Annotated in this window: 18 protein-coding genes; 10 read left to right on the top strand and 8 right to left on the bottom strand. The window is 40.1% G+C overall.

What is annotated here, in order from left to right; translation table 11 throughout:
* Positions 1-337: 337 nt before the first annotated feature.
* The 4 genes from FXN70_RS00910 (at position 338) to FXN70_RS00895 (ending at position 4,933) form a co-directional block, all read left to right on the top strand.
* Positions 338-1,888, top strand: coding sequence for a PepSY-associated TM helix domain-containing protein (locus FXN70_RS00910; RefSeq protein ID WP_324645540.1), 1,551 nt, complete (start codon positions 338-340; stop codon positions 1,886-1,888).
* A gap of 392 nt (positions 1,889-2,280) precedes the next feature.
* A complete protein-coding gene (locus tag FXN70_RS00905) occupies positions 2,281-3,159 on the top strand; it encodes a sulfite exporter TauE/SafE family protein (RefSeq protein ID WP_324645539.1) in 879 nt (292 codons plus the stop codon).
* A 106-nt stretch (positions 3,160-3,265) separates the two neighbouring features.
* Positions 3,266-4,357 carry a 3-deoxy-7-phosphoheptulonate synthase gene (locus FXN70_RS00900; RefSeq protein ID WP_324645538.1) on the top strand — a complete coding sequence of 364 codons (1,092 nt, stop codon included), beginning with the start codon at positions 3,266-3,268 and terminating at the stop codon, positions 4,355-4,357.
* Between the two features lie 24 nt (positions 4,358-4,381).
* Positions 4,382-4,933 (top strand): protein tyrosine phosphatase family protein, encoded by a 552-nt coding sequence (locus FXN70_RS00895; RefSeq protein WP_420714345.1) that lies wholly within the window; start codon positions 4,382-4,384, stop codon positions 4,931-4,933.
* Here FXN70_RS00895 and ispF read toward each other — a convergent pair.
* Entirely contained in the window at positions 4,930-5,412 is a 483-nt protein-coding gene (gene ispF / locus FXN70_RS00890) for a 2-C-methyl-D-erythritol 2,4-cyclodiphosphate synthase (RefSeq protein ID WP_324645537.1), read from the bottom strand. The genes FXN70_RS00895 and ispF overlap by 4 nt on opposite strands.
* A gap of 98 nt (positions 5,413-5,510) precedes the next feature.
* Between ispF and FXN70_RS00885 the strand changes: the two genes are divergently transcribed.
* Complete coding sequence (locus tag FXN70_RS00885; protein WP_324645536.1) at positions 5,511-6,170, top strand: A1S_1983 family putative colistin resistance protein; 660 nt, start codon at positions 5,511-5,513, stop codon at positions 6,168-6,170.
* On the opposite strand, the gene ispD is transcribed toward FXN70_RS00885, so the two are convergent.
* The 5 genes from ispD to FXN70_RS00860 are packed head-to-tail and all read right to left on the bottom strand — an operon-like array spanning position 6,167 to position 11,119.
* A complete protein-coding gene (ispD, locus tag FXN70_RS00880) occupies positions 6,167-6,886 on the bottom strand; it encodes a 2-C-methyl-D-erythritol 4-phosphate cytidylyltransferase (RefSeq protein ID WP_324645535.1) in 720 nt (239 codons plus the stop codon). The two genes, FXN70_RS00885 and ispD, sit on opposite strands and share 4 nt — an antisense overlap.
* Positions 6,855-7,253 (bottom strand): cell division protein FtsB, encoded by a 399-nt coding sequence (gene ftsB, locus FXN70_RS00875; RefSeq protein WP_324645534.1) that lies wholly within the window; start codon positions 7,251-7,253, stop codon positions 6,855-6,857. The genes ispD and ftsB overlap by 32 nt, the downstream gene beginning before the upstream one ends.
* 5 nt (positions 7,254-7,258) lie before the next feature.
* On the bottom strand, positions 7,259-8,548 hold the full coding sequence (gene eno, locus FXN70_RS00870; RefSeq protein ID WP_324645533.1) for a phosphopyruvate hydratase: 1,290 nt from the start codon (positions 8,546-8,548) through the stop codon (positions 7,259-7,261).
* Between the two features lie 44 nt (positions 8,549-8,592).
* Positions 8,593-9,450, bottom strand: a complete 858-nt coding sequence (gene kdsA / locus FXN70_RS00865; RefSeq protein ID WP_324645532.1) for a 3-deoxy-8-phosphooctulonate synthase — start codon at positions 9,448-9,450, stop codon at positions 8,593-8,595.
* A 28-nt stretch (positions 9,451-9,478) separates the two neighbouring features.
* The gene (locus tag FXN70_RS00860; RefSeq protein ID WP_324645531.1) at positions 9,479-11,119 is read right to left on the bottom strand and encodes a CTP synthase; all 1,641 of its coding nucleotides are present in this window, start codon (positions 11,117-11,119) and stop codon (positions 9,479-9,481) included.
* Between the two features lie 227 nt (positions 11,120-11,346).
* Here FXN70_RS00860 and FXN70_RS00855 point away from each other — a divergent pair, with 227 nt between their 5' ends.
* Positions 11,347-11,823, top strand: coding sequence for a hypothetical protein (locus FXN70_RS00855; RefSeq protein ID WP_324645530.1), 477 nt, complete (start codon positions 11,347-11,349; stop codon positions 11,821-11,823).
* 76 nt (positions 11,824-11,899) lie between these two features.
* Here FXN70_RS00855 and FXN70_RS00850 read toward each other — a convergent pair whose 3' ends face one another.
* Positions 11,900-13,927 (bottom strand): NADPH-dependent 2,4-dienoyl-CoA reductase, encoded by a 2,028-nt coding sequence (locus FXN70_RS00850; protein WP_324645529.1) that lies wholly within the window; start codon positions 13,925-13,927, stop codon positions 11,900-11,902.
* Between the two features lie 168 nt (positions 13,928-14,095).
* On the opposite strand from FXN70_RS00850, the gene FXN70_RS00845 reads away from it, so the two are divergent.
* Both FXN70_RS00845 and putP read left to right on the top strand, forming a co-directional pair.
* Complete coding sequence (locus FXN70_RS00845; RefSeq protein WP_324645528.1) at positions 14,096-14,662, top strand: PadR family transcriptional regulator; 567 nt, start codon at positions 14,096-14,098, stop codon at positions 14,660-14,662.
* Positions 14,663-14,791: 129 nt separating this feature from the next.
* Positions 14,792-16,285 (top strand): sodium/proline symporter PutP, encoded by a 1,494-nt coding sequence (putP, locus tag FXN70_RS00840; protein WP_324645527.1) that lies wholly within the window; start codon positions 14,792-14,794, stop codon positions 16,283-16,285.
* A gap of 38 nt (positions 16,286-16,323) precedes the next feature.
* Here putP and FXN70_RS00835 read toward each other — a convergent pair whose 3' ends face one another.
* Positions 16,324-16,815 (bottom strand): Lrp/AsnC ligand binding domain-containing protein, encoded by a 492-nt coding sequence (locus tag FXN70_RS00835; protein WP_324645526.1) that lies wholly within the window; start codon positions 16,813-16,815, stop codon positions 16,324-16,326.
* 114 nt (positions 16,816-16,929) lie between these two features.
* Here FXN70_RS00835 and putA point away from each other — a divergent pair, with 114 nt between their 5' ends.
* Positions 16,930-20,694: a trifunctional transcriptional regulator/proline dehydrogenase/L-glutamate gamma-semialdehyde dehydrogenase gene (putA, locus tag FXN70_RS00830; protein ID WP_324645525.1), complete on the top strand. Its 3,765-nt coding sequence runs from the start codon at positions 16,930-16,932 to the stop codon at positions 20,692-20,694.
* A 180-nt stretch (positions 20,695-20,874) separates the two neighbouring features.
* Positions 20,875-21,960: a tRNA (uridine(54)-C5)-methyltransferase TrmA gene (gene trmA, locus FXN70_RS00825; protein WP_324645524.1), complete on the top strand. Its 1,086-nt coding sequence runs from the start codon at positions 20,875-20,877 to the stop codon at positions 21,958-21,960.
* The last annotated feature ends 28 nt before the right edge of the window (positions 21,961-21,988 follow it).

Below are 21,988 nucleotides of genomic sequence, written 5' to 3'. Positions count from 1 at the left end.
TATGCGCAATGAGTAATCATATTGCGAATAATTATTATTTGTATTTAAGAGGTGCGCGGTGCTCTCCTATCGTTTACAAGTCTTTTATCGATTAATACTTGTGCTAGTTGTTGGGTATGCCTGTACTGCTTTACTTACGTCGACCCTATCAATGGCATTACAACCGTGGTTTCAAAAAGCAGATGCTGTGTATTTGGCAGCAATGATTGCTATTTTATTCTACCTCTGTTTTTTCATTATTGGGTTTTGTGTCAATTCTCTTAAAAAGCTGAGTTTATACAGCATCTTAATTGGAGTGATTTCGTATACCGCTTACTTTGTCATAGGCTAAACTGTCATGCACAAATCTATTCGCCAATCGATGGCATGGTTACATTCTTGGGTCGGTCTTCTATTGGGTTGGCTGTTGTTTAGCATTTTTTTATTTGGAACGCTGTCTTATTACAAAAACCAAATTACTCATTGGATGCAACCCCAATGGCAAAATAGCGAAATTTCTCAGCAAAAGGCCGTTGTTTCGGCATGGGACTATCTACAAAAAAATGCCTCCGATGCGCAAAATTGGTATATCTACCCAGCCCGTCCAGAACAGCCATTTAACCAGATTTACTGGCAAAAAGCTGACAATAGCTATGAATCTAAAAGTTTAGACTATAAAACAGGCTTAGAAGTTAAAAATACCACTGAAGGCGGCAATTTTTTTTATAATTTTCATTTTCAGCTCTATGCTATTCCCATTGTATTGGGGCGTATCATTACCAGTATTGCCGCATTTTTAATGTTAATTGCACTTATTTCAGGAATTATTACCCATAAAAAAATTTTTACTGACTTTTTCACGCTACGCACGTTTAAATCACAACGCTCATGGCTCGATTTTCACAATGTCGTTTCAGTCATTGCGCTGCCCTTTTTTTTAACCATTACCTTTACTGGATTGGCAATTTTTTTCTATATTTATCTACCTTATGGGATTCAAAAAAACTACCCAGATAATTCACGCCAGTTTTTCCAAGAGATTGCAGAGAAACCGATTAAAACTACACAGCCGCCACTTGCCGCAGCACCGATGTTATCTTTAGCACAAGTACAACATATTGTTCAGCAACAATGGTCAGAAAACCCTGAAATTGAAAGTATCCGCATTAAAAAGCCGAATACAACACAAGCCGAAATTACGATAAAACAAACCAAAGATGAAAGTATTACCATCAATAGCCCCCAACTGAGTTTAATGGGAAGCAATGGACAACTGCTTGAAAATACCAGACGCGAAACCCCGATTAGTACTTTATATGCGGGTGTTTATGGCTTACATATGGCGTTATTTGCACAGCCACTGCTACGTTTTGCATTATTTTTTAGCGGACTATTAGGTTGTTTTATGATTGCATCTGGCATGCTGCTTTGGAGTTTAAAAAGACAACTGCAAAACAAACAATCCAAATTCCACTTTGGTCACTATTTGGTCGACCGACTTAATGTAAGCACCTGTGTTGGAATGCCTATTGCAACCTTAGTTTATTTCTATGCGAATCGCTTATGGACGATTTCCCAACCAACGAATTATGAAGTTGCGAGTTTTTTTACTGCATGGCTCATTAGCATTCTTTTGGCTTTATTAACCCCCAAAGAAAAACTTTGGCGAAGCCAATTAATCATTTTTATTGTTTTAGCAAGCTGCTTGCCATTTTTAAATATGTTCATTTTATTTAAACATGGTTGGGTTCAATCGGTGCAAGATTATCTGCATTATCTATATTTTGATGCATTTTTATGGGCATTTTCAGCCTTGGCCATTTTCATCTATTTGAAAATCAAACCGATTCAACAGCAAGCACGACAAAAAATCATGCAAAAAATACAACAGAAACAGAGGCAAACATAATGCTAATGATCAGTCTAATCTGCATTTTTCTGGTCTTTTTTTGCGTATACATTATTAGCGATAAAAAAAAGTCCCAGCGTCATTATGCGATGTTTCAATTCTTAAACCAGCGACCACGGTTGTGTCGTGGCTTAAGTTTAAGTTTTTATCTGATTTCAACGGCCTTACTTAGCCATTATTATCGATTTTCAGTCGGTTTTGTCAGCTTTTGGGTATTTGCAAGTCCTGTGATTTTCATTTTTATTTTATATTCCAACCAGTTAAGCCCCAAAAAATAGAAATGATTCCTATTTGCTTTTTCTTTTTTTGAATAAGCAAATCATTTTTTATGACTGTTTTTTTTCATAAAAAATCATACCATATCCAAGATTTAGAATAATGGCATACTCAAAATGGTTGATGCGATCCAATTTATACTTGCAGGCGTACTGGTTGGTTTCTGTGTTGGAATTACAGGCGTGGGTGGCGGTTCACTGATGACCCCAATACTCATTGGTTTATTTAAAATAGAACCACACATTGCCATTGGCACGGACTTGCTTTATGCCTCTATTTCTAAATTCTGTGGCTCGATGGTGCATGCAAAAAAACTCAATATTGTTTGGCCTTTGGTTTTTTGGCTTTCGGTTGGAAGTATACCGGCATCGTTTGGAACACATTGGGTGCTTGAAAACTATTTAAGCCAATCGAACGAATACAAAAAAGTCCTGACAATTGTGCTTGGCTTTATGCTCACACTAACAGGTATTTCAATTGTTTTTAGAGCGCAAATTGAAAAATTCTTTAGCCGTTTTCGTTCTTCACAACAAATTGAAAGCGAGCAAATTTCTTTTACAACCAACCGTGTGCTTTACATCATCATTATGGGCATTGTGTTAGGTGTATTCGTCACCCTTTCTTCTGTGGGTGCGGGTGCGTTTGGTGTAATGGCTCTGATTTTACTGTTCCCGAATTTACCAATGATTCGTATTATTGGCTCGGACGTGGCCCATGCGGTATTACTGACCTTTGTTGCAGGCATGGCACACATGAGTTCTGGTAACGTGGACTTTCAGCTATTGACCTATCTTCTGATTGGCTCTATTCCATCAATTATTATTGGCACATTAATCAGCTCTAAAATGCCTGAGCGCATAATTCGTAAAGTACTCGGTATCACCTTATTTTTATTGGGTATTAATTTTATTTTACATCCAATTAAAGATAAACCTAAACCAATTGCAACAGCCGTGACACAGCTACAAAATTCACCACAAAGCAGCACCAAATAATCCATATTTTCTTAGCACATCAATTTTAGCGAATATCGCACGCTTATCGAACAAAGCGTGCTATATTGATAAAATATCCAATAATTGTATTTTTTCAGTGACGGCAATGAATAGTTTACAGTCCAATTCTATTACCTCTACCGATATTGATGACATCAATATTCAAAGTATTCAACCTTTAGTGACTCCAGCGCAACTTAAAGCTGAGCTTCCTTTATCTGAAACTGCATCTCAATCGGTTTTCACAGGACGTGAAACGATTCGTAAAATTTTAGATGGTGAAGACAAGCGTTTATTTGTTGTGATTGGACCATGTTCTATTCATGACACTAAAGCAGCACATGAATATGCCGACCGTTTAAAAGTCTTAAGTGAAAAAGTCAAGGATACTTTATATATTGTAATGCGAGTTTACTTTGAAAAACCACGTACAACAGTAGGTTGGAAGGGTCTAATCAATGACCCAGACATGAATGACTCATTTAATATCGAAAAAGGTTTGCGTTTAGGTCGTCAACTTTTACTTGAACTCAATGAAAAAGGTTTACCGTGTGCAACCGAAGCACTCGACCCGAACTCACCACAATATTTACAAGACTTAATTGCATGGTCTGCCATTGGCGCACGCACCACTGAAAGCCAAACCCATCGTGAAATGTCATCGGGGTTATCATCCCCTGTTGGGTTTAAAAATGGTACTGACGGTGGCTTAACTGTTGCAACCAATGCAATGCAAGCAGTGAAACATGGTCACAGCTTCTTAGGCTTAAGCAATGAAGGACAAGTTTCTGTTATTCGTACCAGTGGCAATGCTTATGGGCATGTAGTATTACGTGGTGGCAATGGCAAACCAAATTATGATGCAACTTCAGTTTTTGAAGCAGAACAAGCTTTGGCAAAAGCAAAAGTTAGCAACAAAATTATGATTGACGCAAGCCATGCGAACTCAAATAAAGACCCATACTTGCAACCACTTGTACTAAAAAATGTCACTGAACAAATTTTAGATGGTAACAAATCAATTGTTGGTTTAATGGTTGAAAGTCACTTAAAAGGTGGTCGCCAAGATATTCCAGAAAACTTATGTGATTTAGAATATGGAAAATCAGTGACTGATGGCTGTATTGATTGGGAAACCACCGAAAAAACCCTTCTAGACATGCATGAAGCACTTAAGGATGTCTTACCTCGTCGTTAAGTTATTTCTATACGCCATCATTTGATGGCGTTTTTTATGAACGTCAATATTATGAATACTTTAGAACAAGCGCTTAGCCAAACTTTAAACTTCCAATTTATTCACGAGCATTTATTTACTTCTGGACAGCCTACCGCCAAAGAGCTTGAACATATTAAAGCCTATGGCATTAATACCGTTATTAACATTGCATTAAGCGATGCTAATAATGCACTGAAAAATGAAGATAAAATTTGCCTTGAACTCGGTTTAAATTATATTCAACTTCCAATTTCATGGGAGTTACCTGACCCTGAACAAGCACTTTTAGTCCTTGATATGCTCAGCTCGCTCACCCACGAGCATACCGTTTGGCTGCACTGTGCCAAAAATTATCGCGTGAGTGCTTTGATGTATCTGTACCGTCAATATTATATGGATATTGACCTTCCTGCAGCGCAAGATTTAATGCATCAAATTTGGACACCCAACGACACTTGGACAGGTCTCATTCATGGGGTAGATTTGCAACTCAAGGGGCGACGAGCAACCCAAGAGTTACAACATGCCTTGTTGCAAACACGCCATTTTTATTAAATAGCAACCAATAAAACGGTTGCGGTCGCTAAGATCCCTTCTTGGCGACCCGTAAAACCCAACTTTTCTGTCGTTGTCGCTTTCATACTAATTTGATCCAATTCAACCTGCAAAGCATCGGCAATACTTTGACGCATTACAAGGTTATGTGGTGCAAGTTTCGGACGTTCACACGCCACCGTAATATCCGCATTATTTAGCTGATATCCCTTTGCTTGAATTAATTGATAAACATGTTGTAATAGCTTCTTACTATCTGCACCTTTAAATTCAGGGTCTGTGTCAGGAAAATGCTGCCCTATATCTCCCAATGCAACCGCACCAAGTAAAGCATCAGCCAATGCATGTAAGACCACATCGCCATCAGAATGTGCTTTTAAGCCATGTGTATGTGGAATACGTACACCTGCGAGTGTCACAAAATCACCTGTTTCAAAGGCATGAACATCCATTCCCTGTCCAATTCTTAGCTTTAGCATGCTTGAATCTCTCATTTAAATCATGTTGATTGCTTGTGTTTACAGTTATAGGTTCGCTATAGTAGCGCTAGCATTATAGTCTAAAAGTATACGCGATCATGCATTGGAAGTTTGCGCTTAATCGGTTTAAAATTTGCCAATCTCTTATCAGCTTAAGCCTTGTGCTGTGGGCAACTCCAAGTTATGCTCAAAAATTGGTATGCCCATTTAAAGCCAAGCCACGTTTACTCTGTAATGCAGAAACCCTAAAACAAAAGCAACAACTCAATCAGCTCTTATTTAATACTTATTTAAGTACCAATGCCCCACCACGTTTAATTATAGACACACAAATTTTATGGCAAAAACGCATTCAACAATGCAAAAATAAACGCTGTATACAACAACAATTTGAAACGCGAAGTGATGACTTAAATAGCTATAGCTCTTTAAATCAAAATCTTACTCAACATTTTATTCAATATAAAAATGGTCAAACCGCCGACCCTCAAGTCCATTTGCAAATTCATCAACTCGATCAAAATAGAATTAAAATCGAAGGGATTGCTTATCGTAATCCAAATAATCACCGCAACAAGCAAAGTGTGGCTTTCTTAGCTTATCAAAATCAAGATCAAAAAAACCAAGTAACAAATAATGAAACTGCTTGCCAATATGGTTTTAATTTTCAAAAAGCCATTTTAACCATACGGTTAATCAAAAACCAACCGCATCAATCTTGTGACCGTTTTGTTGGAAATTATCGACTTTATGACTAATGGCTCTCTTGCTGAGCAGTTAAAATCAGGCTTGCGAGCACGAGATCTTCAGGAAAAGTAATTTTCAAATTATCAGAGCGACCTGCTACCACAGTCACATCATACCCGCACCACTCAAGTGCACTTGCTTCATCGGTAATAGCAACATGAGCTGCCAAAGCCTGCTCAATGGCGCGTTTTAATAAGCCAATTTGGGCAATTTGTGGCGTTTGTGCTTGCCATAAATGTGAACGATCTACTGTTGTTTCAATACACTGATTTGCTACTTTTTTAAGCGTATCCCGCACTGGAACTGCCAAAATTGCACTGCATTGCAGCTGTACGGCACAATCAACCAAACTGGTTAAATTATCAGTTGTAACGCAGGGACGCGCTGCATCGTGAACTAAAACATAATCCTGCTCATCTGCAATCGTGAGTAAATAATTAAGCGCATTTAATACTGAATCAACACGCTCTAATCCCCCCAAACAAAAATGGGCACGTTCAACACATGCTAAAGGCAAAGTTTGAGCAAGCGTATCATTTTCTGCAATAGCAAGAACATAACCTTGTAACGGTAAATGATTTAAACGCTCAACGCTATGTTCAAGCACAGTTTTGCCTAACAAAGGCTGATATTGTTTTAATTCTGTCGCAGAAAAACGCCGCCCTGAACCCGCTGCCGGAATAATGGCCCACAATTTAGTGGAGGTCTGGGCTGTCTTCATCTTCATTATTTTTTGAATCTTTGGCATTATTTGGGTCGACATACGTCGATTGATATTGGGTACTGATGGTGCTCATTTGCACAAAAGTTTCATTTGGCTTAATCAAGCCCAAATCTAAACGTGCATGCTCTTCGACTGCTTCTACACCATTTTTAAGATCATAGACTTCTGCCGCCAAAATACGGTTACGTTCTTTCAAGTCTGTATTCACATCGCCCTGTTGCTGGATTTGCTGCATCAAGCGTTGGTGATCATAATAACCACCTTCACCATACCAGAACATGTATTGGAAACCTGCGATCAAAGCAATCGCAAGCACCAAAATACAGCGACTTGAAAAAGAATCAAAGGCTTCTTTTACATAAGTCAGCATAAAGTTTAGTTCAAACCTTTAAATTCAGCTTTACCACGATAAATGGCTTGAGTCGCCTCTTCAATACGTAGCAATTGGTTATATTTTGCAACACGGTCTGAACGGCTGAGTGAACCTGTTTTAATTTGACCCGCTGCTGTACCAACTGCTAAATCAGCAATAGTAGAATCTTCAGTTTCACCCGAACGGTGCGAAATTACTGTAGTATAACCATTAGCTTTAGCAAGATAAATCGCATCTAGCGTTTCAGTTAAGGTACCAATTTGGTTGTATTTAATCAAAATTGAGTTAGCAATGCGTTGATCAATACCACGCTGTAAGATTTTTGGATTGGTTACAAATAAATCATCACCAACCAGTTGAATCTTATCACCTAAAATCGAAGATAAATAACCCCAACCTTCCCAGTCTGACTCATCCAAACCGTCTTCAATTGAAATAATTGGATATTGCTTCACCAAACCAGCTAAATAGTCTGCAAATTGATTGCTAGTAAATGCGCGATTGCCTTCACCTTCAAGCACATATTGACCATTTTTATAGAATTCTGACGCAGCACAATCAAGTGCCAGCATAATGTCTGAACCTGCTTTATAGCCCGTTTTTTCAATGGCTTCTAAAATAACGGTAATTGCTTCTTCGTTTGAACGTAAGTTCGGTGCAAAACCACCTTCATCACCCACTGCTGTATTTAAGCCTTTTTTCTTTAATACAGATTTAAGTGAATGGAAGATTTCTGCACCTGCTTGCAAGCTTTCTGCAAACGTTGAAAAACCTACAGGTTCAATCATAAATTCTTGAATATCAACGGTATTATCCGCATGCGAACCACCATTTAGAATATTCATCATTGGAACAGGCATCGACAAAGTTTCTTGTCCACGTAAGTTCGCAATATATTGGTACAGAGGAAGCCCTTGCTCAAGCGATGCTGCACGTGCAGCTGCTAAAGAAACCGCCAACGTTGCATTCGCACCTAACTTCTCTTTGTTTTCAGTGCCATCCAACGCAATCATTTGGTCATCAAGTGCTTTTTGTTCAAAAACACTTTGACCCAGCAATAAACCACGGATATCTTGATTTACATTTTGAACCGCTTGGCGTACACCTTTGCCAAGATAACGAGATGCATCGCCATCACGCAATTCTAATGCTTCGCGCGAACCCGTCGAAGCGCCTGACGGTGCGCATGAACGCCCTACAATACCTGATTCTAAAATCACGTCTGCTTCAATAGTTGGGTTACCACGCGAATCTAAAATTTCGCGCGCACGAATGTCAACGATTTGGCTCATGAACTGTTCCTCTGTTAAGTAATTAAACTGATGCGATCATTGCATCAGTGGGTGTCTAACGCATTGAATCCTTTTACCAATGTGTCTAACTCTTTTAACTGCGCCAAAAATGGTTCAAGTTGAGATAAACGTAAAGCACATGGCCCATCACATTTTGCAATATCTGGGTTTGGATGTGCTTCTAAAAATAAACCAGCTAAACCTGTTGCCATACCTGCACGTGCCAACGTGGTAATTTGGGCACGGCGACCACCAGCAGAGTCTTCACGACCACCTGGGGTTTGTAATGCATGGGTCACATCAAAAAATACAGGGACATTCATGGCTTTCATGGTGTCAAAACCAAGCATATCCACCACAAGGTTGTTATAACCAAATGCTGTACCGCGCTCACATAAAATGAGTTTGTCGTTGCCTGCTTCTAAACATTTATTCAGAATATGGCTCATTTCACGTGGTGAAAGGAATTGTGCTTTTTTAATGTTGATAATCGCATCAGTCTTTGCCATTGCTTCAACTAAGTCGGTTTGACGGCTTAAAAATGCAGGCAACTGAATAATATCAGCAACACTTGCAACCGCTTCAGCTTGATGAGGCTCATGGACATCGGTGATGATAGGTACATTCAGCTTAGCTTTAAGTTCGCCTAACCATTCCACACCTTTTTCAAAGCCTGGTCCGCGAAACGAATGCAGGCTTGAACGGTTGGCTTTATCAAAGCTCGCCTTAAAGACATAAGGAATGTCTAAACGTTTACAAATTTCGATATAACTTTCTGCAATTTCAAAAGCTAAATCTTTTGACTCAAGTACATTCATGCCGCCGAATAGTACAAATGGCAAATGATTTGCCATTTGTATATCGCCTAAACGTACAATTTGCTGTGGTTTTAATTGTGACATTTAAACTATCCTAAGTGTGTATTCGCCATTATTTGGTATTTTGATAATGCGCTTTTGCCGCATCAATAAAGCTTGCAAATAATGGATGACCATCGCGTGGCGAGCTAGTAAATTCTGGATGGAACTGTACCGCAATAAACCATGGATGTGCAGGAATTTCAACTGTTTCAACTAAGTGCTGTGCAGTTGAATAACCCGAAATTTTCATGCCTGCTTCTTCAAGCGGTGCAATGAAACGATCATTCATTTCATAACGATGACGATGACGTTCAGTAATTTCAGCTTTACCATACACTTCACGGGTTTTTGTGCCTGCAACCAATTCAGAACTTTGTGCACCTAAACGCATAGTGCCGCCCAAATCAGATTCAACGCTACGCTGTTGTAATTCACCGCGCTCATCTAACCACTCAGTGATTAAACCAATCAATGGGTATTTTGTAGAGCGATTAAATTCTGTTGACGTTGCTTCAGGCATACCAGCAACATTGCGTGCATATTCAATCACTGCAAGTTGCATCCCTAAGCAAATACCTAAGAATGGCACTTGGTTTTCACGTGCAAATTGAATCGCTTTCATTTTGCCTTCAGTACCACGTTCACCAAAACCACCCGGAACCAAAATTGCATCGGCATCTTTTAAGGTTGCCTGAACATCTAAAGATTCAAGTTGCTCTGCATCCACATAGTCAATTTGAACTTTAACGCGATTTTGAATGCCTGCATGCTCAAGTGCTTCATTTACCGACTTATAAGCATCTGGTAATTCAACATATTTACCCACCATTGCAACACGCACAATGTGTTCAGGGTTCAATAAAGCTTCACAAACTTGATCCCAATCGCTTAAATCAGCTTCTGGTAATTCGTTAAAGCCAAAACGTTCACAGATTAAATCATCAACATTTTGTTCAGAGAACTTACGTGGGATTTCATAAATCGTTTTTGCATCTTGACATACCACAACCGCACGCGCTTGTACGTTAGTAAACAACGCAATTTTACGTTTGGTGTCGGCATCAACATCATGTTCTGTACGGCAAATTAAAATGTCTGGTTGAATACCAATTGACAGTAATTCTTTTACAGAGTGTTGTGTTGGCTTCGTTTTAAGCTCACCTGCCGACTTAATATATGGTAATAAAGTCAAGTGCATGAGCATACTACGTTTATGACCAAGCTCAACTAAAAGCTGACGCACTGATTCCATAAACGGCAATGATTCGATGTCACCCACTGTGCCACCAATTTCAACAATCGCAACGTCATAACCTTCGCCTGCACGAAGTACGCGTTCTTTAATGTTGTCGGTAATATGTGGAATAACTTGAACAGTTCCACCTAAATAATCGCCACGACGTTCTTTGTTAAGTACGTCTTGATAAACACGACCACTGGTGAAGTTATTGAGTTTCGTCATTTTGGCACGGCGTAAGAAACGCTCGTAATAACCTAAATCCAAGTCAGTTTCGGCACCATCTTCTGTAACAAAGACTTCACCGTGTTGGAATGGGCTCATTGTGCCTGGATCGACATTAATATATGGATCCATTTTGACCATGGTCACTTTTAAACCACGTGCTTCTAAAAGTGCAGCAACTGAAGCAGCTGAAATACCTTTACCAAGCGATGATACAACACCGCCAGTAACGAAAATAAAATGGGTCATTTGGTTTCTCGTACAATCAAGCCAAAATAGGCATGCAATGCTGGACAATTTTACTTTACTATGCCCCTATAAAGCAAAGGCAATCCGCATCTATTCATCCAACAATAAATAATCGGCTATTTTAACATCGTTTTTACCTTAATTTAGTGACATAACTGAACATTTTTAATCTCAAATTTCTTGCTATAATGGCTCTTGTCATTAATCTATTTAAAATGTTTTTAACGATGAATAAAAAACTTCTTATCTGCGGTGCGATTGCCGTAACTGTACTTTTGGTTGCATGTTCAAAAAAAGAAAATACTTCTGAGCCTCAAGACCAACAAGCACAGTCTGAACAAAGCAATACGAACCCTGCAACAGAGCAGTTCCACCCACTTGCTGCAAGCGAAGCGACTGCACCAACACCACCAGCCCCTGCTGCAAAAGTGGAAGTTGAACACCAAGAGACCAACAACACGACAACAACCATTCGCCGTGAAACAAAAGACACTCCACCTACCCAACCAACTGAGCCAAGCCAAACAAATACAGATAACACCCCTACACCTACAGATGCACCCCCAAAAACCGACAATACCGACCCAACACCTGTAAAAACACAAAAAGTGGATGCACCGAAGAAACATACTTCAGCTAAACTTTCTGAAGATGATGCCGTTGCCGCAGCAATTGCCGCAGCAACACCTGCGCTGAAAAACTAAAGATCCAATAAAAACAAGCATCCTTAATGGATGCTTGTTTTTTAAATAAATTTCATATGAAAGATAGATGCATATTTTAAATTGTTGCAGCCAATTCAGCACCTTGACGAATTGCGCGTTTTGCATCTAACTCGCCTGCTTCTTTTGCCCCACCAATTAAATGCACCGATTGACCTTGTTGACATAATTGATCATACATTGCCGTATATGGGTTTTGCCCCGCACAAATCACCACATGATCAATCTCCAATACAGTCGATTCGCCATTTATGGTGATATGTAAACCTGCATCATCAATTTTGTCATAACTTACACCAGCAAGCATTTTCACGTGTTTCATTTTCAATTCAGCACGATGAATCCAACCAGTCGTTTTACCTAAATTTGCCCCAACTGCACTATTTTTACGCTGCAATAAATAGATTTGGCGTGGTGATGCTTCATGTTTAGCGGCTTTTAACCCACCTGCATGTGCATATTCGGTATCAATTCCCCACGTGTCATAAAATTTTTGTGGACTTAAACTCGCGCTAACACCCATCTGCGTTAAATATTCAGCCGTATCAAAACCAATGCCTCCTGCGCCAATAATCGCAACACGTTGTCCAACAAGTTTTTTATGTCGAAGTACATCTAAATAAGTCAAAACATTGGGACGATCAATACCTTCAATCTCTAATGGACGAGGCGTAACACCTGTTGCAATCACCACTTCGTTAAAGTTTTGCTGTTGTAACTCATCAAAACTTACACAATGATTCAGCTTTAAGTGAATATGGTCTGCTAGCAACTCAATTTTGCGCTGAAAATAACGCAGTGTTTCATAAAACTCCTCTTTACCCGGAATTTGTTTTGCAACATTAAACTGCCCACCGATTTGAGCATTTGCCTCAAACAAAGTGACCTGATGCCCGCGTTCAGCCGCATGTACAGCAAAGCTCAATCCTGCTGGCCCCGCCCCTACCACAGCAATGTTCTTTTTCAATTCAGCCGTTTTAAAAATCAGTTCTGTTTCACGACATGCACGTGGATTGACTAAACATGATGCGGTACGCATCGCAAAAATATGGTCTAAACAAGCTTGGTTACAACCAATACACGTATTAATTTCATCAGCACGACCTTGCTCGGCTTTTAAAGCAAATTCAGGGTCGGCAAGCATTGGACGTGCCATAGACACCATATCTGCATGCCCTTCCACCAATACATTTTCAGCCGTTTCAGGGTTATTAATCCGATTTGACGTTATCAACGGAATATTGACCAAACCTTTTAATTTTTTCGTCACCCATGTAAAAGCCGCACGAGGCACTTGGGTAGCAATGGTTGGAATACGCGCTTCATGCCAACCAATGCCTGTATTTAAAATATTTGCGCCTGCTTGTTCAATGGCTTTTGCAAGCTGTACCACTTCTGCAAAAGTCGAACCGCCCTCGACTAGGTCAAGCATTGAAATTCGATAAATAATAATGAAATTTTCACCTACTGCCGCACGTACTTGTTTCACAATTTCAATTGGAAACCGAATCCGATTTTCATAGCTTCCACCCCATTCATCCTCGCGATGATTGGTTCTTGCGGCAATAAATTCATTAATTAAGTAGCCTTCTGAGCCCATAATTTCTACACCATCATATCCTGCATATTGCGCTAACTTGGCACAATTCACAAAGTCATCAATACTTTGTTGAACTTCAGAAGATGACAATGCGTGTGGCTTTACAGGATTAATTGGTGCTTGAAGCGCAGATGGTGCAACTATTTCGGCCTGATACGAATAACGCCCTGTATGTAAAATTTGCATGGCAATTTTACCACCTGCCTCATGTACAGCTTGCGTAATGACTTTATGTTGTTCGGCTTCGTGAAGGTCGTCCAATTTCGAACCACCCATGAAGGTCACACCTGCAGCATTTGGGGAAATACCACCTGTTACAATCAAACCAACACCACCTTCAGCGCGTTCACGATAAAAGGCTGCCATGCGTTCAAAGCCTTGTGGGGCTTCTTCTAAGCCGACATGCATCGACCCCATAATGATTCTGTTTTTTAAAGTGGTAAATCCCAAATCTAAAGGTGCAAACAGATGCGGATAGTTTGACATTTCCAACTCCTTATTTCGCTAGCGTCATGCTTGCATGATTTTTTATGCAACTTATTGAGATTATTTATATGCGAAGCGGTGTTTTTTATGCAACTTTTTGCATAACCTCGACAGTCATCTTAATCTTCTATTTAATATCGATATATTGATTTGCTAAACAGAGCAACTATGTCTTTGGCACATGTTCTACTCACATCTTTATTAGAAAAGCCCAGTACGGGCTTTGAATTGGCACGGCGTTTTGATCATTCGATGGGGTATTTTTGGCAGGCCAGTCATCAACAAATTTATCGTGAATTAAAGCAAATGCTAAAAAAAGATTGGATTTCAATTACACCAGATATTACATCTACGCGCAGTAAAACGTATCAAGTCGAGCAACTTGGACGAATAGCATTGACCGAATGGCTGAGCCAACATAGCGCACCGGCCCAAGTACGGGATGATTTAATGGTACGCTTACGTGCTGAAGCCCAGCTAGGTGGTAATCAACTGCTACAAGAATTAGAACAACATTTAAATATCCATCGCCAAACACTCAATATTTATCAACAGATTTTTGCCAAAGATTTTACACGCGCCGCACCCAAACAACGGACCTTGTTCATTCATCGGATGATTTTAGAATTAGGCATACAAATGGAACAGACATGGATTGATTGGCTTGAAAATCTCATTCCACAGCTTAAATCTTTTTCACTAGAAAATAATGTCACAAAACCAGAATTTTTTTAACGTTTAAATCGCGTATTGATTTATTTTTGTAACATTAACAGAACTCTTTTAGAATAGCCGACTTTTGTTACATTCCCTTCATTGCAACACGGAAGGCTGGCATTCAACACCATTAGGATACCCTTATATATGAATTATGCGAATCCTACCGTTATTACCTTTGTGCTGTATATTGCAGCCATGGTGTGTATTGGCTTTTATGCCTATAAAGCTACAACGAATTTTTCAGATTATATTTTAGGCGGACGTAGCCTTGGGGCTTTTGTCACCGCATTATCTGCGGGCGCATCGGACATGAGTGGCTGGCTGTTAATGGGACTTCCTGGCGCCATTTATTTAACTGGATTGTCTGAGGCATGGATTGCGATTGGTTTAATTATTGGCGCTTGGCTAAATTGGCGCTTAGTTGCAGGACGACTGCGTGTTCACACCGAAGTTCAGCACAATGCTCTAACTTTACCCGACTATTTCACCAATCGCTTTGATGATCAATCACGAATTTTACGCGTTAGTTCCGCACTCATTATCTTAATTTTCTTCTCGATTTACTGTGCTTCGGGCATGGTCGCAGGCGCACGTTTATTTGAAACCATTTTCCATATGGATTACACCCTTGCATTATGGTTAAGTGCAATAGCAACAATTAGCTATGTTTGTATTGGTGGCTTTCTTGCAATTAGTTGGACTGATACCTTCCAAGCAGCCATGATGCTATTTGCCTTGTTTTTAACCCCTGTATTTACTTACTTGGCCGTTACAGGTAATGAACAACAATTTAGCGCCTATATTTTAGCTGCACGTCCACATGCATTTGAAATGATGTCCAATATTAGTGTTGTTGCTGTTATCTCAGCCATGGCGTGGGGCTTAGGCTATTTTGGTCAACCACATATTTTAGTGCGCTTCATGGCAGCCGATTCGGTTAAATCCATTCCTGCCGCACGTCGTATTGGTATGGCATGGATGATTCTGTGCCTATTAGGTGCAGTCGGTGCAGGCTTCTTTGGAATTGCATTTTTCCAAGCACATCCTGAATTATCAGGCGCAGTAAATAAAAACTCTGAGTTGATTTTTATGGAACTGACTCAAATTTTATTTAACCCATGGATTGCAGGTATTGTCATGGCAGGAATCTTATCTGCGGTGATGAGTACTTTAAGCTGCCAATTATTAGTTTGTTCAAGTACATTAACCGAAGATTTTTATAAAGTTTTCTTCCGTAAAAATGCCAGCCAAAAAGAATTGGTTTGGGTCGGTCGTGGTATGGTACTTGCAATTTCAGTGTTTGCAATTTTCCTTGCAAGTAACCCTGACAGCAAAGTTTTAGGCTTAGTGTCTTATGCTTGGGCAGGTTTTGGTGCTGCTTTTGGCCCACTGATTCTAATTTCGTTGTTTTGGAAGCGCATGACCTTAAAAGGTGCGGTAACAGGCATGATCTTAGGGGCAATTACCGTCATTTTATGGAAAAATTTATTTGCAGCTACAGGCATTTATGAAATTATTCCGGGCTTCGTCTTTTCTGCTATTGCAATTATAGTCGTAAGCTTATTAGACAAAGCACCGAATGCAACGGTTGTAGAACGCTTTGAACAAGCAGATCGTCGTTATCATGCAGAAAAATAAAGCCGTATCAAAAAAATGAGCCAATCATGGCTCATTTTTTATGACTTTTGTTTTGGATTAAGTTTAAGCAAAGCACTTTCTTTTACTACCTGCATAACAGGATAACTCCGCGTTTCCTTGATTCCCGGCAGTTGCCATAGCACTTGCCCTGCAATGCGGCGAAATTCTTCCATATTTTTACTGCGGATTTTCATTAAAAAATCAAATCCACCACTGGTCATATGACATTCGATAATTTCAGGATAATTGTGTACCGCTTCAATAAAGTCTTCTAAAACATGCGGTGTGGTTTTATCCAACATAATTTCTACAAATACCAAAAAACTTGCATTGAGTTTGTCAGGGTTCAAACTGGCGTGATAACCCAAAATAAAATCTTCTTTGGTGAGTTTTTGCACCCGTGCAATAACTGCTGTGGGGGACAGATTAATGGCTTCAGCTAATTTAATATTTGAAATTCGCCCATCGCGCTGTAATAAATCCAAAATTTTAAGATCAATCCGATCTAGCTGAAAAACGCTCTCTGCCATTTGAGTTATTCTCTAAATAATATCCATATTATAGTGAGTTATTCACCAATTATTCTGCAATTATAGTTTTTATTACACTCATACTGCAATACCTGCTCGCTTAAGGACAACGCCATGATCAAGACGTCAATGACTGCTGAATTTCAGCCAAAAACAACTGCACTTATTACCGATTTTGGTATTAAAAGTAATCAGTTAAGTCTAATCAATCAAGCTTGGCGTCGTCCTGAAGCAGAAGCTGTAGAAGAATTATTGGCTTTTGCCCGTTTACCCGAAGCAGAAGAACAAAAAATTCATGCCTTAGCACATCAATTATCGAAGCATTTACGTGAGCGTAAAGGCTCTACAGGGAAAGCAGGTATTGTGCAAGGTTTGCTACAAGAGTTCTCGCTGTCTTCTCAAGAAGGTATTGCCTTAATGTGCTTGGCAGAAGCCTTATTACGTATTCCTGATGCTGCAACCCGTGATTTACTGATTAAAGATAAAATCAACCAAGGCAATTGGAAAGAGCACGTTGGGCAAAGCAGCTTAATGTTTGTGAATGCCGCAGCATGGGGACTCATGTTGACAGGTAAACTCATGCACACCCCACAGCAACGCAGTTTGTCGAGCGTGTTAACAGGACTGCTTGCCCGTAGTGGGCGTGGCATTATCCGTAAAGCGGTTGATGTGGCGATGCGAATGATGGGCGAGCAATTTGTAACAGGCGAAACCATCGAACAAGCGCTAGATCATGCAAAAACTTTAGAGCAAAAAGGCTTTCGTTATTCTTACGACATGTTGGGCGAAGCTGCCTTTACCGAAGCCGATGCACAGCGTTATATGAATGATTATGTCAGCGCAATTCACGCCATTGGTAAAGCTAGCGCAGGACAAGGGGTATATGATGGTGCAGGTATTTCAATTAAATTATCTGCCATTCATCCACGTTATCAACGTGCGCAATACGACCGTGTGCATAATGAATTGTATCCACGCATTTTAGAACTGGCACGCTTGGCAAAAAGCTATGACATTGGTTTAAATATTGATGCCGAAGAAACCGATCGCCTTGAATTGTCGCTTGAATTACTAGAACGCCTTTGCTTTGAACCAGAACTTAACGATTGGAAAGGCATTGGTTTTGTAATTCAAGCCTATCAAAAGCGTTGCTTCTTTGTGGCGGATTATGTGGTCGATTTAGCCAAACGCAGTCAACGTCGTATTATGATTCGCTTGGTCAAAGGTGCATATTGGGACAGCGAAATTAAAAAAGCCCAAATTGATGGGATGAGCGACTACCCTGTTTATACCCGTAAAATTCACACCGACTTATCTTATGTTGCATGTGCCAAAAAATTATTGGCTGCGCCTGATCAAATTTACCCACAATTTGCGACCCATAATGCACAAAGCCTTGCCACCATTTACCAAATGGCAGAACCTGAAAAATATTATGTAGGTCAATACGAATTCCAATGCTTACATGGCATGGGTGAACCTTTATATGAGCAAGTGGTTGGTGACAAAAATGCAGGACAACTGGGCGTACCATGTCGTATTTACGCACCAGTTGGTAGCCATGAAACTTTACTTGCCTACTTGGTACGCCGTTTACTAGAAAATGGTGCAAATACCTCGTTTGTAAACCGTATTGCTGACCAAAATTTGCAAATTGATGATTTAATTCAATCTCCGATGCAAACCTTGCTTAATGATGAACAGCAAGGTCAGACAATTGGCTTAAAACATGCTGCAATTCCGTATCCACGCAATCTATACTGTTTAGAACGTAAAAACTCACAAGGTTTTGACTTAGCCAACGACCAATGTTTAACACGGTTAGACCACGTTGCAACCGAATATTCAAACTTCCAATGGCATGCACAAAGCTTACTTGCACAAACAGTCGCAAGTGAATCTACAGCGACGCCACAAAAGCTTCATAATCCTGCCAATCATCAAGACGTGGTCGGTCATGTACTGGAGGCAACTACTGAACAGGTCGAACAAGCTTTAGTTTCAGCACAAGCACAACAAGACCACTGGCAGAATACACCAATTGCCTTACGCGCCCAAGCACTTGAAATAGCAGCAGATACACTTGAATCTCGCTTATTAGAGATGATGGTGTTGTTGTCACGTGAAAGTGGTAAAACCTATGCCAATGCCATTGCAGAAGTACGTGAAGCAGTCGATTTCTTACGTTATTACGCACAGCAAGCGCAATTCTTCCCACAAAAGAGTCAATTAAAAGCCTTAGGTACAGTGCTGTGTATTAGCCCGTGGAACTTCCCATTGGCAATTTTCCTTGGACAAGTCGCTGCTGCATTGGTGACAGGAAACTGCGTGATTGCCAAACCTGCCGAACAAACGCCACTCATTGCTTACCAAGCCGTACAAATTTTGCATGAAGCAGGCATTCCTAGCGCAGCATTACAATTTTTAGCGGGTCAAGGTGAAACCATTGGTGCACAGTTAAGTGGTGATGCACGTATTCACGGGATTATGTTCACAGGTTCAACCGAAGTTGCTAAAATTTTACAAAAAACCGTATCTAAACGCCTAAATCCAAATGGTCAACCCGTCACTTTAATTGCTGAAACAGGCGGTCAAAATGCCATGATCGTTGACTCTTCTGCACTGACCGAACAGGTCGTTGCAGATGTAATTAACTCAGCATTTGACAGCGCAGGTCAACGCTGCTCTGCTCTGCGAATTTTATGTGTGCAAGAAGACAGCCGCGATGCTGTCATTGGTATGTTAAAAGGTGCGATGCAACAGCTACGTGTGGGCAATCCACTTACACTCAACACTGATATTGGCCCAGTCATTGACGATGAAGCGCAACAAAATATTCAACGTCATATCGAAAAAATGCGTCAAAAAGGCTACCCTGTACATCAGCTCATGTTCGACCAAGCCCAAGTTCAACCACGCTTAGGTGTTGGCACCTTCATTGCACCAACCTTAATTGAATTGCCAAATTTAAATGACTTAGAACGAGAAGTATTTGGCCCTGTCTTACATGTCATTACTTATGCTTACGGTCAACTTGATGCATTGATGAAACAAATTAATGACAAAGGCTACGGCTTAACTATGGGCTTACACACTCGTATTGATGAAACCATTCAAACGGTAGTTGAGTCAGCACATGTAGGTAACTTATACATTAACCGTAATATTGTTGGTGCTGTGGTTGGCGTACAACCTTTTGGCGGCGAAGGCTTGTCTGGCACAGGGCCAAAAGCAGGCGGCCCTTTGTATTTGTACCGCTTAATGCAACAAGGTGCATCAGACACACTTAAAACACCATTTGCAGTCAAAGCAACTTTGGCAGCGCAGTCGCAAGAAACATTAAATAACTTCAAATGTTTTAAAGCATGGGCAAGTGAACAGTTTACTCAGCTTAACTTAGACAGAATTCAGCCATTGATGGTCAATCAACTGTTTGAATTACAAGGTCCAACAGGCGAAAGTAATCAATATATGATGTTGGCACGTCAACGTGTTTTATCGATCAGTACCGATATGCAGCAGCAAGCGCAACAATTGTTAGCAATTTTTGCGGTCAATTCACAAGCCGTATTAAAGCAAGATGATGCTTTTTATCAGACGTACAAAAACAGCTTGCCTGCACAAATTTTAGCAGCTATTCATATTTGCACTGACCTTGTACAAGCGGACTATGAGGCTGTACTACATCATGGTTCAAGTGCAGAACTTGAAGTTTTACAAGCTAAAATGAGTGAACGCAAAGGAGCAATTGTGGGTATTACTCACCTTGAATACATGAGCAGCAGTATTCCATTGGAACGCTTAGTGATTGAACGTGCCGTGAGCATGAATACCGCTGCGGCAGGTGGCAATGCAAGCCTGATGACCATGGCTGACTAATCTTTGTTATTTCATTGTCATTACAATGCCCATTCATCGTGATTGGGCATTGTGTGTTTTATCTGATACAAAATTTGTTATTTGATCGCTGCCCGTAAAACAGCTAAAAATCCCTTCGCCCTTAACCCGAATTTTTGCTAAAATTGCGCCTTTGTTTTTCATTGTGTGATCTTTAGGTCTATGACATCAGCATATCAGCAACAACTGCAAGCCAAAGTTGAACGTATTCGCGCACAGTTTTCGGATTATCAAGCACCTGAAATTGAGGTTTTTGACTCGCCAGAACAACATTTCCGTATGCGCGCTGAATTTCGGATTTGGCATACAGAAGATGACCTATTTTATGCGATGTTTGAACGCAACGGCGATGAAAAGCAAAAAACTGTGGTACGTGTGGATGACTTCCCCATTGCAGACCATAGCATTAATGAGTTAATGCCAAAATTGCTCGATACACTCAAGCAACAACCTGAATTGCACCGCCGTTTATTTGAAATTGATTTCTTAGCTAGTTTAAGTGGCGAGATGTTAGTGAGCATGATTTATCATCGTAAGCTTGATGAATCATGGCAAGCATTGGCACAGCAATTAGCAAACGATTTAAATATTAAACTGATTGGTCGTAGCCGTGGGCAGAAATGGGTACTGAGTGATGACTTTGTAGTTGAAAGCATGCAAGTTAACGCACAAACTTTCCATTACAAGCAAATTGAAAATGGTTTTACCCAACCGAATGCAAAAGTCTGCCAAAAAATGTTGCAGTGGGCATGTGACGTTGCCGAAGATTGTACAGGCGATTTACTCGAACTTTATTGCGGCAATGGTAATTTCACCCTACCACTTGCACAAAAATTTCCACGCGTATTGGCCACCGAACTGGCTAAATCGTCAGTCTATGCTGCTGAGTGGAATATTGAAAAAAATCAAATTCACAATATTCAAATTGCACGTTTAGCCGCAGAAGAATTTACCCAAGCTTACAACGGCGAGCGTGAGTTTAGACGTTTACAAGAAGCGCAAATTGACTTAAAAAGTTACGACTTCGGAACTATTTTTGTCGACCCACCACGTGCAGGAATTGATGATGACACCTTAAAGCTTTTACAAGGTTTCCAACATATTATTTATATTTCATGTAATCCAGATACTTTGCATGACAATTTAAAAGTCTTAAGCCAAACCCACAAAATTCAACGCTTTGCCTTATTTGACCAATTTCCTTATACCCATCATGTTGAAACAGGTGTGTTATTAGAAAAAATCTAAACACGACATACAACAAAGCCGATCATTT

Origin of the sequence: Acinetobacter sp. MD2, assembly GCF_035615575.1 — a bacterium.
Taxonomy (GTDB): Bacteria; Pseudomonadota; Gammaproteobacteria; order Pseudomonadales; family Moraxellaceae; genus Acinetobacter.
Note: the sequence above shows the minus strand (reverse complement) of the source record. Positions and strands in the feature narration are given on the sequence as shown.